This is a genomic window from Desulfosarcina sp., assembly GCF_055467485.1.
On the sequence record NZ_JBUOIV010000056.1, the window covers coordinates 18,014 to 34,496 of the forward strand.

The following is a 16,483-nucleotide window of genomic DNA, read 5'->3' on the forward strand; positions in this document are numbered from 1 at the left end:
GAAAAGGACAACGAATCATCGCATTCTCAAGGCAGGTGAGAACCCTTTAAAAAGAAGAAAGCAGGCCGCGTGCGGCCTGCTTTCTTCTTTCCCACATCAGCGAAAAGAAGCGAAACTATTTACCTATCGCCTTTAAGGAAATTCCTGATTTTGTTTTACGGACGGCAAACTTGCTGCCTTGTGCAAAACCCATTTCATCAATCATCGATTTTGGAATGACGACGCTGCCGCGTTTGCTTACCAGAACTTCTTTAGCCGTATTGGTTTTTACTTTTTTGCGCCCGGACTTGATTTCCGGTGCTTTGCCGGTTTTCATCAACGCGTCCAGATAATGCGCTTTGAATTGTGCGGCGGTATTGAATTTAAATTCCTTCATGATTTCCTGCTGATGCTTTCCACTTTCGACCATCTTGATTAACTTGGCACCATCGACTTTCTTTTTTGCTGGCATCTGAATCTCCTTTTTTAGTTAAGTTCGATGAATGATAAAGCATCGAAAATAATAGTTGCAACGATGAAAAATAAATCAAGTGAAAAGTAATAAATATTTTTTATATTTGACATGAAAGCAACGAAACAATCAACCTTTTTTTCAAAATGGTAAGCTTCAAGATACCCCTTTTCGGTTTTTTAAAGGGATTTTTCAGGAAAATTAAAAACCAGATTTTATTAGTTGGACTGAATGATTGTAAACGTTTGATTCTCACAAATGTTACTGATGAGCCGGGTCGGGTTATCGACATAGCCATGGGTTCAACTTCGATTGATGAAGGCTTTTGATGAACAGGAAGCTGATACATTGTTTCCCTAAAACGCTTGACATGGGTAAGAACGTTCAATGGGAAACTAAGGCTCTGTCGGATCCATGCAACCCAAGAATGAACGGTTTGATTCCATGTTGCTGTCAGCCTGCGAACCGCGTCTATGGATGACCGAAACAGGCAGGTATGGTTTTCGCGACAATCATGCTTACTTTATTTTCAGATGAGGTTCTAATATCGATATTGCAGAGTGTGGAGGTGAATCATGAGCCAGGCAACTAAAAATGACAGAGAAAGCTGTAAGGCAAGCTGCGATTCCGCCTATCGTGCGTGCATGCAAAGCAGGGAACACGAGTCGGTTTGCCAGATGAAAAACAGCCAGTGTGCATGCGGGTGTAAAATCGCCTGAAACACGAGGACCGGAAATATCTCAGACAGACCTATAAGCAGATGGCCCCGGATTCCCGGGGCCATCTTTTTTTGTTGTCAACCTTTCGACAACCCATCCAAAAAGCGATTGCGTATTCATGGCGGTGGTGACGCACCGGATCGACATTCTCTTGTCATGCACGCTACCGCCGATTTCTCACCGGTTCTCGACCTACTTGAACTGATCTTCTTCGGTGCTGCCGGACATGGCGCCCACCGAGGAATCCCCGCTGCTGATGGTGTCGATCAACCGGTCAAAATAGCCGGCCCCCACGAATTTCTGGTGGGTGGTGGCCATGTATCCGTCCTCCTTACCGAAGCGGAATTCCTCTTCCTGGAACCGGGAGTAGGCCAGCATGCCATGTTTGCGGTAGTTCATGGCCAGGTCGAACATGCCCAGGTTCAGGGCGTGGAACCCGGCCAGGGTGACAAATTGGAACTTGTAGCCCATGGCTCCCAGTTCACGCTGAAAGGTGGCGATGGTCGCATCGTCCAGGTTGGCTTTCCAGTTGAACGACGGTGAGCAGTTGTAGGCCAGCAGCTTGCCGGGAAACTTCTCGTGAATCCCTTCGGCAAAGCGCCTGGCCTGGTCGATGTCCGGCTTGGACGTCTCGCACCAGACCATGTCGGCATAAGGAGCGTAGGCCAGACCGCGGGCGATGGCCGATTCCACACCATTTTTGACGTAGAAGAAACCTTCGCTGGAGCGGGGTTGGTCGAGAATAAACGGCCGGTCCCGCTCGTCGATGTCGCTGGTGACCAGCTTGGCGGCATCGGCGTCCGTTCGTGCCACGAGGATGGTCGGCACGCCGCAGACGTCAGCGGACAACCGGGCCGCCACCAGCTTGGCCACCGCCTCCTGGGTCGGAACCAGCACCTTGCCGCCCATGTGTCCGCATTTTTTGGCCGAGGAGAGCTGGTCCTCGAAATGCACCCCGGCTGCGCCGGCTTCGATCATCTGTTTCATCAGTTCGAAGGCGTTGAGCGGGCCGCCGAACCCGGCCTCGGCATCGGCGACAATAGGGGCGAACCAATAGGGGCCGGTCTTCCTTCCGTCCAGCACCTGGATCTGGTCGGCCCGCCGCAGGGCGTTGTTGATGCGCTGGACCACCGCCGGGACGCTGTTGGACGGGTACAGGCTCTGATCCGGGTACATCTCGCCGGCCAGGTTGGCGTCCGCGGCCACCTGCCAGCCGCTCAGGTAGATGGCCTTGAGACCGGCCTCGACCTGCTGAACCGCCTGGTTGCCTGTCAGTGCGCCCAACGCCGGCACGTAGTCTTCATGGTTGATCAGGTACCAGAGGCGCTTGGCGCCGATGGTTGCAAAGGTGTAAGCGATGGTCAGGTTGCCGCGCAGCTTCAGCACATCTTCGGCCGAGTAGGGGCGAACGATGCCCTTCCAGCGCGGATCACCGGCCCAGTGGGCCTCCAGCTCCTCCCGTTCGTCGGCCACCACTTCGTGACAGGTCAATCGTTGGCAGATCTCTTCGGCTTTCTCTTCAATGGTTTTCATCTTGCCTCTCCTGATTTGAGGGGTCCAACAGAAAAATTGCTTATTCTGGACCGTCGGTTTTTTCCGCGACCCCGGGTGAATGGATGGGTTCGTTCTGGGTGCGCGGATCAGCCCTCTAAATGATCGTAGGCCTTCAAGGTCAAGAACTCGGCCAGGCTGTCGGCGGCGATGATGTCGTCGAACACGGTTGCAGCGTGTTCGTAGCTGACTTGCCGAAAGTGCGTATCGCCCACCTCGGCCCTGATCTTCTCCATTTCCTCTTTCATCATCGAACGAAACAGGTCCAGGGTGACCTTTCTGCCGTCGTCGAGCACCGCGTCGGCATGGTTGATCCATTGCCACAACTGAGCCCGTGAAATTTCGGCCGTGGCCGCGTCCTCCATGAGATTGTATAGGGGTACGCACCCCAGACCCGAGAGCCAGTTGGCCATGTATTGGATCCCCACGCTGATGTTGGTGCGCATGCCCTGCTCGGTGATGGTTCCGGCAGGCACTTTCAGCAAATCGGCGGCCGTAACGTGGACGTCTTCTCGCAACCGGTCGATCTGGCTGGGTGCGGGCATGGCCTTGTCGAACTCCTCCATGGCGATGGAAACCAGGCCCGGATGAGCCACCCAGGTGCCGTCGTGACCGTCGGTGGCTTCCCGGGTCTTGTCTGCCCGGACTTTTTCCAACGCCTCGCGGTTTTTCTCCGGGTCGCTTTTGATGGGGATCTGTGCGGCCATGCCGCCGACGGCATAGGCCCCGCGGCGGTGGCAGGTCTGGATCGCCAGCAGCGAGTAAGAACGCATGCAGTGGCGGGTCATGGTGATCTGGGCGCGGTCGGGGAACAGATAGCCGGGAACGTTCTTGAACCGTTTGATGAAACTGAAGATATAGTCCCATCGACCGCAGTTCAGTCCGGCGATGTGATCCTTGAGTTCATAGAGGATCTCATCCATCTCGAAGGCGGCCATGATCGTTTCGATGAGCACCGTTGCCTTGATGGTGCCCGTCGGGATGTTCAGCGCCTCCTGGGCGGCGACGAAGACGTCGTTCCACAGCCGCGCTTCCAGGTGGCTCTCCATCTTGGGCAGATAGAAGTATGGGCCGCTGCCGTTTGCCAAAAGGGTCTTGGCATTGTGGAAGAAGAAAAGCCCGAAATCGAACAGGCTTCCCGAAATGGGCTGCCCGTCAACCCGAACATGCTTTTCCACCAGATGCCAGCCGCGGGGGCGGACGATGAGGGTGGCGGTCCTGTCATTCAGACGGTAGGTTTTGCCTTCCGGCGAGGTAAAGTCGATGGTCCGGTTGACGGCGTCGCGGAGATTGATCTGTCCGTCGATGGTGTTCGTCCAGGTGGGGCTGTGGCTGTCTTCGAAATCGGCCATGTAGGTCTTTGCCCCCGAATTGAGCGCATTGATGACCATCTTCCGGTCCACCGGGCCGGTAATTTCCACCCGGCGGTCCGAAAGGTCGTCGGGCACCGGGGCAACGGTCCAGTCTCCATCCCGGACAGGCTTCGTATCCGGCAGGAAATCCGGCAGGTTTCCGGCGTCAATATCGGCCTGAACCTTCTCCCGGCGGGCGATCAACTCCCGCCGGCGGGTGTCGAACCGACGGGCGAGCGTACTCACAAAGCTCAGGGCTTCGGGTGTCAGGATAGTGCCGAACGCGTCGGAGACCGGTGCGTTGATGGTGACGCCATCTGGAATACGGGTGTTGTTCATCTGTTTCCTCCTTTTTGGATTGCCGGTAGGATGCCATTCAGTCTCTAACGGCGTCCCTCCCGGTGGCGCGATAGTGCACGCGGTCGGGGTTGAGTCAGTCAATTGAAGAAACGGCGATGCCGGTTGGCACGCCGGCAGTTGGTCGAGCAGGGTATTGTCAGTTGTTCTCGGTACCGGCAGCCCGGTTCACCATTCGGCGGTCAAGCGGTGTTTATAGGTGGCGGATGAGCATTTAAAGCCGAATGATAACACGGACTGCGCAAGCGCAATGAGTTCGTCGACAGCTTGCCCACGGGAAACCTGGACAACGATAAAGATAATGCTGCGTGGTGCAATGTAAACCCGATGTAGGGTAATGCCGCCCCGGACCGATTGTTGAAAAACATCTCGAGCGCAGGCAAGGCAAAGTCCGGTGAAAAAGTGCAGTTCACCGTCGAGCGATGCGCATGTTCATTCGAATGCGAACACCGTACGGCCAGGCGCAATTGTTTATCAACAGCTGTTAAAGCCGGTAGCGGGGGTGATAAGGACGGACATGTCGGATGTGCCCTGAACGGATTTCATCCTGAGCCTTTATCCAGAAGTCCGGTGCCAGCAGGTCGGCGTGCTGGCTTAAAAAAAGGTCCCGATGTCTGGGTGAGAGCCCCAGAAACCGGGAAAACTCCTCGGGAAATACATCTTCCTCCCCCACGGTATACCAGGGTTCATCGGCCATTTCTTCCATATATGACCGGGCTTGGGGGATTTCCCTGAATCGGCAGGCGGTCAGCGGCACGATCTCATCGTAGTCGTAAAACACCACTCGCCCATGGCGTGTCACGCCGAAGTTCTTGAGCAGCAAGTCGCCGGGAAAGATGTTGGCGAAGGCCAGATCCTTGATCGCATTGCCGAAGTCCACCACCGCCGCTTCGCTCTTATTTCTGGTCTGCACCTTCAGGTAGATGTCGAGCGGGGTCACCCGGCGCTCCAGGTAGGCATGGTCGATGATCACGCGATCGTCTACCAGGTGAACGGTCTGACCGGCTTCGGCAGTGAGATGATCGATCAGGTCGTCGGAAAACCAGCAGCGGTCGAAAGAGAGGTGTTCGAAGGTGTGGGCCTCGATGAGTCGTCCCACCCGGTAGTGGTTGAACACGAAGTCGTATTGTTCGATGACTTTGTTTCGTGTGGTTTTCTTGGGGGTCTCGAAGCGGTCCCGGATCAGTTTGACCACCATTTCGTGGTCGGCCATGTCAAACACCACCATGACCATGCCCCGCTTGCCCGGCGATATGCGGAACCCTCCGTCCGTGCACTCTGCCGTGTGCCGGCAAACGTCCCGGTAAAGCACCGTCTTGCCGTGCTTGAAATAGCCGATGGCCGAATAAATCTCGGCTTCGGGCTTGGCAGGCATGATCGACTTGAGAAATCCGACCAGTTCGCAAAGCCTTTCCACCGTCACGTGAAAAGCCGAGCGGGTGTAGGAAAAGACGATGCTCAGACCGTCCGTGTCCAACACCAGGGCGTCCAGCACCACACCATTCGATTCGTTAAGCAGCGCCATTGCCAGCGGGATAAGCGAATCGCCCGCCACCGCGCGTCCGATGAGATAAGCGCCCTGGCCGCGGTAGAAGATGTGGCGAATCATTTCGATACGAACCGGCTGGTCGCGGGCGTTCGTTTTGCTCAATCGTTCTTCCACGCGTTCTACGATCCGGGGCAGAACGGTTTCAAGGGATGTACGGTCAAGTTCGAGGTCGCCGTAATCGGACAGGATCTGTCGGATCACCGGCCCAATGCCCCCCGCCAGCACATAGGTTCTGAAAACAGACTCCGTCGGGCATGGCCTTGTCGGCTGGTATTCATCGTGGACGAACTCGATCTGGCGATTCACACCGACAGTGCCGAAAATGCGCCGGGTGACCGAGTTGAAAAAAGTCTCGGCCAGTTCCCGGTCATCCATGCCGGTGATGCGGCCGGCGTAGTCGGTTTTGGCGGCGGACCATAAAGCCTCATCGGCGATGCGGTCTTTGAGCAGGTTGCGGACGTCGGTTTCTGTCTGGTCGACGATCATCGCGTAAAGGTTCAGCCGCTCCGTGGTGTCGGCCTGGACCCGTTTCCACTGGCGGTTCATGAATCGTCCGGGTGCGCGCAGCGTAATCCGGCGAAAACGATCCTCATAGTCGCCAAACCGCTCATGGATGCAGCTGGAACAGTTTTGTGCCATTGGTTCGATGGTCATACAGAAACCTCTGGAGTTCCCTTTCTCATTCAAGCGACGGGTGGGTAGGCTGTCGATGGCTGACCGGTTTCCAGACCTTGATGGGATGCTAAAAGGCCACATTTCGCGTGGCTCCTCGTGACGGGACGGGTCCATCCCTGTTCGATACGGGAAAACTCCCGCTTTTCTCGGGGATGACAACCACGAAGGATGTCGGCCGATTAGCGGATCGGTCCGGTCCGATCGAGAAAATAACTGATCAGGCGCGGAATTGCAAATCAGACTTTAAAGCGGCCGACCAGGTCCCGGAGTTTGTCAGCCAGAGCGGAAAGTTCCTCGGAATTGAGGTTGACCTGGCTGCTGGAGCTGGCAATCTCCTGGACCGATATGTTCACCTGGGTGATGTCATCGGCGATGGTGCCGGCTACCGTTGAGCTCTGATTGACGTTTTCGTTTACATTCTGAATGCCCTGTGAGGCCTGGGACACGTTGTTGGCGATTTCCTGGCTGGTGGCGGCCTGTTCTTCCACCGCCGTGGCGATGGTGGACACAATCTCGTTGACCTCGTGGATCACGCCGGAGATCTCCTCGATCTGGACCACGGTATCGGCCGTAGAGCCTTGAATGCTTCCGATACGGTTTTTAATTTCCAGGGTTGCCGCTGCGGTTTGTCTGGCCAGTTCCTTGATCTCGTTGGCCACCACGGCAAATCCTTTGCCGGCTTCTCCGGCACGGGCCGCTTCGATGGTGGCATTGAGGGCCAGCAGGTTGGTCTGCTCCGAAATCTCGGTGATCACTTCGGTGACTTTGCTGATTTCGTTGGCCGCATGACCCAGCTCATCCACCTTGGCGGAGGCACTGCCGGCTTTGCTGACCGCAGACTCGGTGATTACTCGGGCCTTTTCCGAATTCTGGGCGATTTCGTTGACCGTAGCCGTCATCTCTTCGGTTGCCGAGGCCACCATATGGACATTGGTGGCGGCCTGTTCGCTGGCGGCGGCCACGCTTTGCATATTGGTGCTCATCGCTTCCGACGCGGCAGCCACCTGCCCCGACCGTTGGGACATGTTCTCGACCCCTTCGGTCATCTGCCCCGCAATGGCGGACAGGCTGGAGGAGGCATCGTTCAATGTTTTGGCATCTGCGGCGATCTGGCGAATGATACCCTGGAGTTTTTCCATGAAGGTGTTGAACCAGGTGGCCATCTCGCCCATTTCGTCCCGGGTGTCCACCGGCAGCCGCCTGGTGAGGTCGCCTTCACCCTCGGCGATGTCCTTGAGCATCACCACGGTGCCATTGATGGGCTTGACGATAAGGGCGGTTACCCCCAGGGCCAGCCCGGCAACAGCCAGGATGACCACCAGAATCACCACCAGCATGGTGTTGCGCAGGGAATCGACGGCACCGAAGACCTCGTCGGTGCTTGCTGTGGTGATCAGGCCCCAGTTGAGCCCGCTGACGGTGATCGGGTCGTAGCGGACAAATTCCTTTGCGCCGGTGCTGCCGATCTTGACGGCCGATCCGGATTGGCCGTCCAGTGCCAGTTGGATGTACGCATCGGATTTGGCGTCACCGATCTTGCCTGTTTTTACCACCCGGTCGCTGCGCAGGCTGGGTTTGCCGTTCAGTTTGCCGATGAGATAGCTTTCACCGGTCTCGCCCATACCGCTGCGCTGCTGGACGATGGCATTGAGTTGATCGGCGGACAGACGGACGGCCACGTTGCCGACCACACTGCCGCTTTCGTTTTTCATCCGGGCCATCATGAACGCGGCCATGGCCCCGTCAGACTGTCCATACGCGGCAAAATCACCGATGACCACGTCGTCGTCGCCGGCTTTTTCCATGGCCTGGAGAGCCGTGTTCAAGCTGGACTCGGCCAGTTCACTGTTGACGATGTTCATGCCCAGGTCTGATCCTTTGGCGGCCGAATAGACGATGTTGCCATCGGGTGAAATCAGGAACAGGTCGAAAAAGCCGTTGTCAGCCACAATATCTTTGATACGGGGCTCCTTGAACTCAACAATGATTCGCCAGTCATCGTTGTCCACCGAGTTGTCGTTCTCTTCGTAGGCGTTGTTGAAAGACGCGAGGCATTGGTGCAGGAATGGATCATCCTTGATCACATTTACGGCGGTGCGCACACGCGCGAAGTAGTCCTCGATATGGTTGCGCTTGGTTTCCTGAACCGCGGTGAATTTGGCCACCGCCTCATCCTGCAATGCCTGGCTGGCCTTGTTGATGGCGATGAAGGCAACCAGCCCGAGCGGAATCAGGCTGACAACGAGAAAGGTTGCTATCAGCTTGACCTTGATTTTAAATTTGTTGAGCATGACCCCGTGTCCTTTGTGATGTTTAAGAAGAGTTAATTGTCGAACGTGTCATTCCTGTAACGGTTCGAAGGCGAAAAACGGGCCTTTAAGCGCTGAATGGCATCGTAGTCTTCTTATCGCACCGATGTGGCTAAACTTTAGCGGCAGTGTGGTCTGTCGACGGTAGTAACGGCTGTTGTCCGGTGGGGTAAACAAAACGCCCGTTGTTGCCAACAACGGGCGTTTTGCTTACAGGGGTGGTTTTTTGAACTACTTGATCGGGGCAGGGCTGCAAAGGTGGGCTTTTTCCATCGCCACGCGGCCGCATCCATCACAGACATATTTCATTTGTGCCAGTTTGTCCCTGCAGACATGCTTGGGATCGACTTCGGCTGCGCCGCAGAAACTGCATTTTTCTTTATCTCCGCAAGGATTGCACAGGTGTCCCGGTGATTCGGCAATGGCGCCGCAACTCTTACATGTATAGGCCATAATGTCTCTCCTTGTTTGATTGGGTGGACGATCGCTAAAAATGATGCCAGATCGGACAATGTCAAACCGCAAGGCCTCCGGACAAGATCGGCCGGTGCACCAGAAGACACACCGATTCAGATTGGGGCAAGGCGATTCGGACATACCGGGTGGCCGCCGTCGCCGATGCGTTGCTTCAATCGTCGTGGTGCACCCGGTTTTTTCTTGAGTAACCGCCCTAGCCGGCCGAATTATGAATCCATTGCCGGCGGTGGTCGGCAGTCGGCAAAAAAGCATTTCCGTTGACATGCCAGGTGCTTTTCGTATGATGCACGCTCCTGCGCGTTCAACTATCGATCGCCAGGCGTACCATTGGTGCAGGCATCATAGGCAGTCCGGGCCATGGTCCGACAGATTAAGGGAACGTGAATGATCTATTTCGTTTTAGGGTTGATCGGGGCCGTCGTGGGGAGCATTTATCTCTATGGCCGGGGTGACTTTCTGCTGGGCGGTGTAATGGGGTTGTTGGCAGCGGCGGTGATCAACCAACGGAACGGGCTCCTCGCGTTGAAAATCCGCCTGGCTGCCATGGAGACCCAGCTCGCCGGTTTGCTTGCCGGGGAGAGAGCTGCCGGCGCGGCCTCATCCGCCGAGGCGTCGACGTCGGCTCAATCGGCCGGCACCGGCTTCGGCGGCGACCCATCCGGGCCGGAAGAAGAACCCCCGTTGGCTGCTTCAGTCGAGACGGCGACGGTAACCGCGCCGTCTCTGCAACCGACCGCCGAGATTCCCTCCCTGGAGTTGGAATTGTCAGACGCCGCCATCGCCGATCTTGCCCCGCCGCCGACACTGCCGATGCCGGATCAGCCGTCACAGCCGTCGGGTGGTCTGGGTGACTCGGTCAAAGAATTTCTCTTCGGCGGCAACCTCATGGTTCGGGTGGGGGTGGTGGTGCTGCTGTTCGGTTTCGCCTTTCTGGTGAAATACGCTGCCGCCCGGGACCTGGTGCCGCTGGAGATTCGCCTGGCGGCCGCATTTGCCGCCGGCATCGGGTTGCTGCTTTTAGGCTGGCGGCTGCGCATCCGACGATTCGGCTATGCCGTGGCCCTTCAGGGCGGCGGCATCGGGGTGATGTACCTGACCCTGTTTGCCTCCGCCCGGCTCTTTCACATGGTGCCCATGACGCTCACCTTCGGGGTGATGGTGGGCCTGGTGGTTTTTTCCGGCACCCTGGCGGTGCTGCAGAATGCCGCCGCCATGGCCGTGCTGGGGGCGGCCGGCGGGTTCATGGCCCCGGTGCTGCTTTCCACGGGCACGGGCAGCCACGTGATGCTCTTCTCCTACTACGCTCTGCTCAATGCCGGCATCTTCGGCATCGCCTGGTTCAAGGCATGGCGATGGCTTAACTTGCTGGGCTTCATCTTTACCTTCGGTATCGGTTCCGCCTGGGGATTGCAGTACTACCGGCCGCATCATTTTTCCACCACCGAGCCGTTTCTGATTCTTTTTTTCACCTTTTATCTGGCTATTTCCGTGCTTTTCGCTCTGCGGCAGCCTCCTCGCCTGAAGGGGCTGGTGGACGGCACCCTGGTGTTCGGCATGCCCCTGGTGGTGTTCAGCCTGCAAACCGGGCTGGTGAGGAATATCGAATACGGGCTGGCCTTCAGTGCCGTGGTCATGGGGCTGGTCTACATCGGCCTGGCCAGCGCCTTGTGGCGGGACCGGGATCAGGGGTTGAGCGCACTGGTGGAGGCCTTTCTCGCCCTGGGGGTGATCTTCGGCAGCCTGGCCATTCCGCTGGCGCTATCCGGCAGCTGGACGGCGGTGGCCTGGAGCCTGGAAGGTGCGGGACTGATTTGGGTGGGCGTGCGTCAGAACCGCTGGACCGCCCGAACTTTCGGGCTGCTGCTTCAAATCGGATCCGGAGCCCTGTTCCTGCTCGACAGCCATGGTGTGGTGAGCGAGATGGCCGTCTTCAGCAGTCGCTTTCCGGGCGGCATGGTGGTGGGTGTGGCAGGCCTGTTTTCCGCCTTTTTCATGGAGCGACATGCGGCGCGACTGCACCGGCTGGAGCGGCCCTTTGCCGCCGCCATTTTGGTTTGGGGGCTGCTCTGGTGGTTCGGTACGGGGCTGGAGGAGATCGACCGCCAGCTGAGCCGTCGCCATGAACGGGTCGGCTCGATGGCCTTTATCTCTCTTTGCGCCATGGCCATGGGATGCCTTTTTCAGCGGCTGGATTGGAAAGGGTTGCGCTGGCCGGCCATGGGGCTGCTGCCCGTCATGGTGCTGGCGGTGGCGGCGATTGCCGATCAATATTCCCTCGCGCATCCTTTTCAGGGGTGGTGGCTTGTCGTTTGGCCGATGACCGTTGCGATCCATTTTTACCTGCTGCGCTGCATGGAAACTGACTGGAGTGAGAAAATATCAGTTGGCTGGCACGTCGCGGGGGCGCTGCTGGTCACCCTGCTGCTGGGCTGGGAAGCCGGATGGCTGCTGGATCAGTTGGCCCGTGGTGGGCGCGTCTGGGCATTTATTGCCTGGGGGGCTGCTCCGGCTGTCGTCGTCGTTGGGCTGATGCGGTTCAGCAACCGGATCGTCTGGCCCTTCGACCCCTGGCAGACGGCCTACCGGGGATGGCTGCCGTCCCTGCTGGTGTTCGGGCTGATGATATGGACGATGATGGGCCTTGCCTTGAGCGGCAATCCCAGACCGCTGCCCTACCTGCCGCTGCTCAACCCGTTGGACCTGGTCCAGATCTTCGTTTTTCTGGTCACCGTCAAATGGGTGCTGTGGATGAAACGTGAACCGGTTGCCCCGGCAGCAGACCTATCGCCGGCGGTGTTGTGGGGGGTACCGGCAGCCGGGGTTTTCCTCTGGCTGACCGCCGTTGTGGCGCGTACTGTCCACCACCTGACCGACGTGCGTTATGACGTGGATGCCATGTTTCGATCCGACCTGTTCCACGCGGCAATCGCCGTGCTGTGGGGGCTCTTGGCGTTAGGATGCATGATCGCCGCCAGTCGCCTGAAGCGCCGGTCGGTATGGTTCACCGGCACCGGCCTGCTGGCGGTGGTGCTCGTCAAGTTGTTCCTGGTAGACCTGTCAGGTTCGGGCACCGTCTCCCGAATTGTTTCATTTCTGGCAGTGGGCGGCCTGATGCTGGTGATCGGTTTTTTTACCCCTTTACCTCCCGCTGAATCGGAAGGAGAGAGCCGATGAAAAAATGGCTGTGGTTGGTGCTGCTGGCAGGTTACCTGCCTTCCGTATCGTTGGCGGAACCCACCCCGGACGATTTTGCCTACGGGATAAAGATCGACGTGCCCGCCGGTACGGCCGTTGGCGCCATGAGTGTGCCGGAGCAGGTCTACGCAAGTGCCTATCGAAGGGATCTGGGAGACATCCGGGTATTCAATGCCGACGGAGAACCGGTGCCGCACATGATCCGGTATGCACAGACCCAGCCGGCTGATGCGCCCTGGCGGCCCTTGGCCTTTTTCCCGCTTCCCCAAGAAGCGCCACCGGCGGCCGGCGGGTATCGGGTCTATGTGCGCACCGGACCGGACGGTGCGGTGGTGAGCGTGGATCCCCAGTCGTTCGATGCACCGACGGAACCCGCTCGCTCGTACCTGATCGATCTGAGCCGCGTCGGACGCGGTCTGGCTCAGCTGCGGCTGGAATGGCGAGGGGGCGAAACCGGTCTGATGTCCACCCTGGCCGTGGATGCCAGTGACGACCTGGTCGCCTGGACAAGCATTCAGCAGCGGGCGGCGATCTCGGACATCCGGTACGCCGGCCGCCGGCTGCTCAGCAATATCCTCACCTTGACTCCCAACGCGCAACGCTACCTGCGTTTGCGCCAGCTGGATTCAGGGCCGGCGGTTTCCCTGGTCCGCATCGACGGCAGGGTGCAGCCGGAAGGCCGGACGGCCATTCGTGTTTTCTTGAAGATCGACGGGCAGCCTGTCCCCGGATCGCCGGGCGTATTCGAGTACCACGGCACCGGTGCCTTTCCGGTGGACCGGGTCAATCTCATCTTCGACCAGGCCAACAGCATGGCGGAGGCGGAACTCGAATCCCGCAGCGATTCCAAGGCGGCCTGGACCCGGCGCGCCAAGGGCCTGTTTTACCGCATCGATGTGGACGACACCCCCATGACCAGCGCCCCGCAGGCCGTACCCATCTCCACGGACCGCTACTGGCGCCTCACCGTTGACGCCAGCGACAGCACCATCGGCAGCGCCGTTCCCCGGCTGGAGGTCGGCTACCGCCCCCACGACCTGTTCTTCGTTGCCCGGGGCAGCAGCCCCTTTACCCTGGCTTTCGGCAGCGCTGCCGTTGAGCCGCTCACGGTAAACGTGGCCGCCCTCTTCGACGGCATCGGCCGGCATCGTGAAAATGGTTTCGAGCGCTGGGTAATGCCCCACGGCTCACCTTTGGTGCTGGGCGGTCCGCAGCGGCTGTCGCCGATGCCGAAACCGCTGCCGATGCGCCGGATCATCCTTTGGTCGGTCCTGCTGGCCGGTGTGCTGGTGGTGGCCGGCATGGCCTTGCGGTTGGCCCGGCGGTTGAAGGGATGAGCAGCCGGCCGGCTGGTGAGTTCATAGCTTAAATCTGCAGGTGGAAGGCTCAAAGATAGAGGCGGAAGGCCGCTTGACCGGTTTGCCTGGACTCAGCCAATTCGTTTTTCTATTGACTTTCAGGCTGGGGTCATAAGAGATTGCCTGCTTAATGCTGAACGTTTGCGATGAATAGCGAGCCCAACACCTATCAGGAACGGATAAGACAGGAACAAACAAGCGATGAGACAGGTCAACATTGCCATTTTAGGCTGCGGCACGGTGGGTACGGGCGTGGCCCGGCTACTGCTGCAAAACGGGGATATCATCCGGGACCGCATCGGATGTGCGCTCAATCTGAAATATGTGGCTGACATCGACACGGACAGGGAGCGGGGCCTCACCTTGCCACCCGGCGTGATGATTCCGGATGCGGCCACGGCCATCGCCGATCCTGCTGTCGATATCGTCGTGGAGACCATCGGCGGTGAGGGCATTGCCAAACAATTGATTCTGGATGCCATTGGCAAGGGCAAGCATGTGGTGACCGCCAACAAGGCCCTGCTGGCCAAGCATGGCAATGCGATTATCGCCGCCGCCGGCGAGCACGGCGTCGACCTGGCCTACGAGGCCAGTGTGGGCGGTTGCATGCCCATCATCAAGACCGTGAGAGAATCCCTGGTGGGCAACCGGATCAACGCCATGATCGGCATTCTCAACGGCACCTGCAATTACATCCTTTCCAAGATCACCGACGAGGGGATGGTCTTCCAAGCCGCCCTGGCCGAGGCCCAAGCCAAAGGGTATGCCGAGGCCGATCCGACGCTTGACGTCGAGGGGCAGGATGCGGCCCACAAGCTGGCCATTCTCTCGGCCCTGGCCTTCGGAATGAAAATCAATTTCGACGATGTCTACATCGAGGGAATCTCCCGGATCACCCCCATGGACATCGAGTTTGCCGCCCAGTTCGGGTACCGCATCAAACTGCTGGCGATTACCAAGTTTGACGGCCAGGCCGTGGAGGCCCGGGTTCACCCCACGATGATTCCATTCGACAACCTGCTCTCCAATGTCAACGGTACCTTGAACGCCATCAGCGTGTCTGCCGATGCGGCAGGAGATATCCTGCTCTACGGTCACGGGGCCGGCATGATGCCCACGGCCAGCGCCGTGGTTTCAGACATTGCCGACATCGCCAGGAACCTGGCTTCCGACGGCGCCGGGCGGGTGCCGGTCATGGGTTTTCAGGCGGACAAGATCCGGACCATTGCCGTGATGCCCATGGACGACATCATCACCCACTATTACTTCCGCTTCGATGCCATGGACCGGCCCGGGGTTCTGGCCACCATTGCCGGCATCCTGGGAAAGTACGCCATCAGCCTGAAGTTCGTACACCAGAAGGGAAGAAAAACCAACGGTTCGGTGCCGGTGGTCATGCTGACCCACCATGCACGGGAGGCGGACGTGACCCGCGCACTGGCTGAAATCAGCGCCTTGGACGTGGTCGCCAGCACACCCATGCTGATCCGCATCGAAGACGATGACGGGCAGGAGTAATTCCACGGAGGTTTCATGCATGTAATCTGTTCAGACCTGGAAGGTGTCTTCGTCCCGGAAATCTGGATCAACGTGGCCGAGCGCACGGGCATCGATGAACTGAGACTCACCACCCGGGACATCTCCGATTATGATGAGCTGATGAAGCGGCGGCTGTCCATCCTCGATGCAAACGGCCTCAAACTGAAGGACATCACCGACGTCATCGCCACCATGGAGCCACTGCCGGGCGCCCGGCAGTTTCTCGACTGGCTGCGGGCCCGCACCCAGGTGATCGTCGTTTCCGATACCTTCGTTGAATTCGCCCGACCGCTGATGGAGAAGCTGGGGTGGCCCACGCTGCTGTGCCACGGCCTGACCATCGACGGCAACGGCGCCATCGCCGGCTACAACCTGCGGCAGATCGACGGCAAGCGCAAGGTGGTCCAGGCCTTTAAAAGCCTGAACTTCCAAGTGCTGGCCATGGGCGATTCCTACAACGACGTCAACATGCTCAAGGAGGCCCACCGCGGCATCCTCTTCTGCCCCCCGCAGAATGTGATCGATGAGTTCCCTCAGTTCCCCGTGACCACCACGTACGACGAATTAAAGGATATTTTCGGCGAGATCCTGAAAAGGGATTGAAGAATTGGGAGTTGAGGAATTAAGGAATTGACTGAATGACTGACTTGCAGCCTTTTGAGCGCTGAACCCAGAACCATGAACCCAGAACCCAACACCCTTTCCCACCGGTCCACCTACCGGGTGATCTACGGTGACACGGACACCATGGGAGTCGTCTACCACGCCAATTATCTGCGCTGGTTCGAGATCGGCCGAACCGAGTTGTTCCGGCATTTGGGCCTGCCCTACCGCGAAATAGAGGCCCGGGGGCTCATGCTCCCGGTTTCCGAGGTCAATTGCAAATATCTCACTCCTGCACGCTATGATGACGTAATTGTGATCGAAGCGACGCTCAATACCGGATTTCGC

The 16,483-nt window shown here is 58.3% G+C and carries 11 protein-coding genes; 5 read left to right on the top strand and 6 right to left on the bottom strand.

What is annotated here, in order from left to right:
• Positions 1–115: 115 nt before the first annotated feature.
• The 6 genes from ACZCED_RS19980 to ACZCED_RS20005 form a co-directional block, all read right to left on the bottom strand.
• Positions 116–451 (bottom strand): AbrB/MazE/SpoVT family DNA-binding domain-containing protein, encoded by a 336-nt coding sequence (locus ACZCED_RS19980; RefSeq protein ID WP_462970071.1) that lies wholly within the window; start codon positions 449–451, stop codon positions 116–118.
• A 911-nt stretch (positions 452–1,362) separates the two neighbouring features.
• On the bottom strand, positions 1,363–2,703 hold the full coding sequence (aceA, locus tag ACZCED_RS19985) for an isocitrate lyase (RefSeq protein ID WP_464861534.1): 1,341 nt from the start codon (positions 2,701–2,703) through the stop codon (positions 1,363–1,365).
• Positions 2,704–2,810: 107 nt separating this feature from the next.
• Positions 2,811–4,412 (bottom strand): malate synthase A, encoded by a 1,602-nt coding sequence (aceB, locus tag ACZCED_RS19990; RefSeq protein WP_462970022.1) that lies wholly within the window; start codon positions 4,410–4,412, stop codon positions 2,811–2,813.
• Positions 4,413–4,914: 502 nt separating this feature from the next.
• Positions 4,915–6,633 (bottom strand): bifunctional isocitrate dehydrogenase kinase/phosphatase, encoded by a 1,719-nt coding sequence (gene aceK, locus ACZCED_RS19995; RefSeq protein ID WP_464861535.1) that lies wholly within the window; start codon positions 6,631–6,633, stop codon positions 4,915–4,917.
• Positions 6,634–6,890: 257 nt separating this feature from the next.
• Positions 6,891–8,945 carry a methyl-accepting chemotaxis protein gene (locus ACZCED_RS20000; protein WP_462970024.1) on the bottom strand — a complete coding sequence of 685 codons (2,055 nt, stop codon included), beginning with the start codon at positions 8,943–8,945 and terminating at the stop codon, positions 6,891–6,893.
• Positions 8,946–9,194: 249 nt separating this feature from the next.
• A complete protein-coding gene (locus ACZCED_RS20005; protein ID WP_462970025.1) occupies positions 9,195–9,416 on the bottom strand; it encodes a hypothetical protein in 222 nt (73 codons plus the stop codon).
• 408 nt (positions 9,417–9,824) lie between these two features.
• On the opposite strand from ACZCED_RS20005, the gene ACZCED_RS20010 reads away from it, so the two are divergent.
• From ACZCED_RS20010 to ACZCED_RS20030, 5 genes are all read left to right on the top strand, one after another.
• A complete protein-coding gene (locus ACZCED_RS20010; protein ID WP_464861536.1) occupies positions 9,825–12,614 on the top strand; it encodes a DUF2339 domain-containing protein in 2,790 nt (929 codons plus the stop codon).
• Positions 12,611–13,972 carry a DUF3999 domain-containing protein gene (locus tag ACZCED_RS20015; protein WP_464861537.1) on the top strand — a complete coding sequence of 454 codons (1,362 nt, stop codon included), beginning with the start codon at positions 12,611–12,613 and terminating at the stop codon, positions 13,970–13,972. Before ACZCED_RS20010 ends, ACZCED_RS20015 begins: the two co-directional genes overlap by 4 nt.
• A gap of 222 nt (positions 13,973–14,194) precedes the next feature.
• Positions 14,195–15,511, top strand: coding sequence for a homoserine dehydrogenase (locus tag ACZCED_RS20020; RefSeq protein WP_462970028.1), 1,317 nt, complete (start codon positions 14,195–14,197; stop codon positions 15,509–15,511).
• 15 nt (positions 15,512–15,526) lie between these two features.
• Positions 15,527–16,135, top strand: a complete 609-nt coding sequence (thrH, locus tag ACZCED_RS20025; protein WP_464861538.1) for a bifunctional phosphoserine phosphatase/homoserine phosphotransferase ThrH — start codon at positions 15,527–15,529, stop codon at positions 16,133–16,135.
• A gap of 75 nt (positions 16,136–16,210) precedes the next feature.
• On the top strand, positions 16,211–16,483 hold a 273-nt coding region (locus ACZCED_RS20030), incomplete at its 3' end, for an acyl-CoA thioesterase (protein ID WP_464861539.1).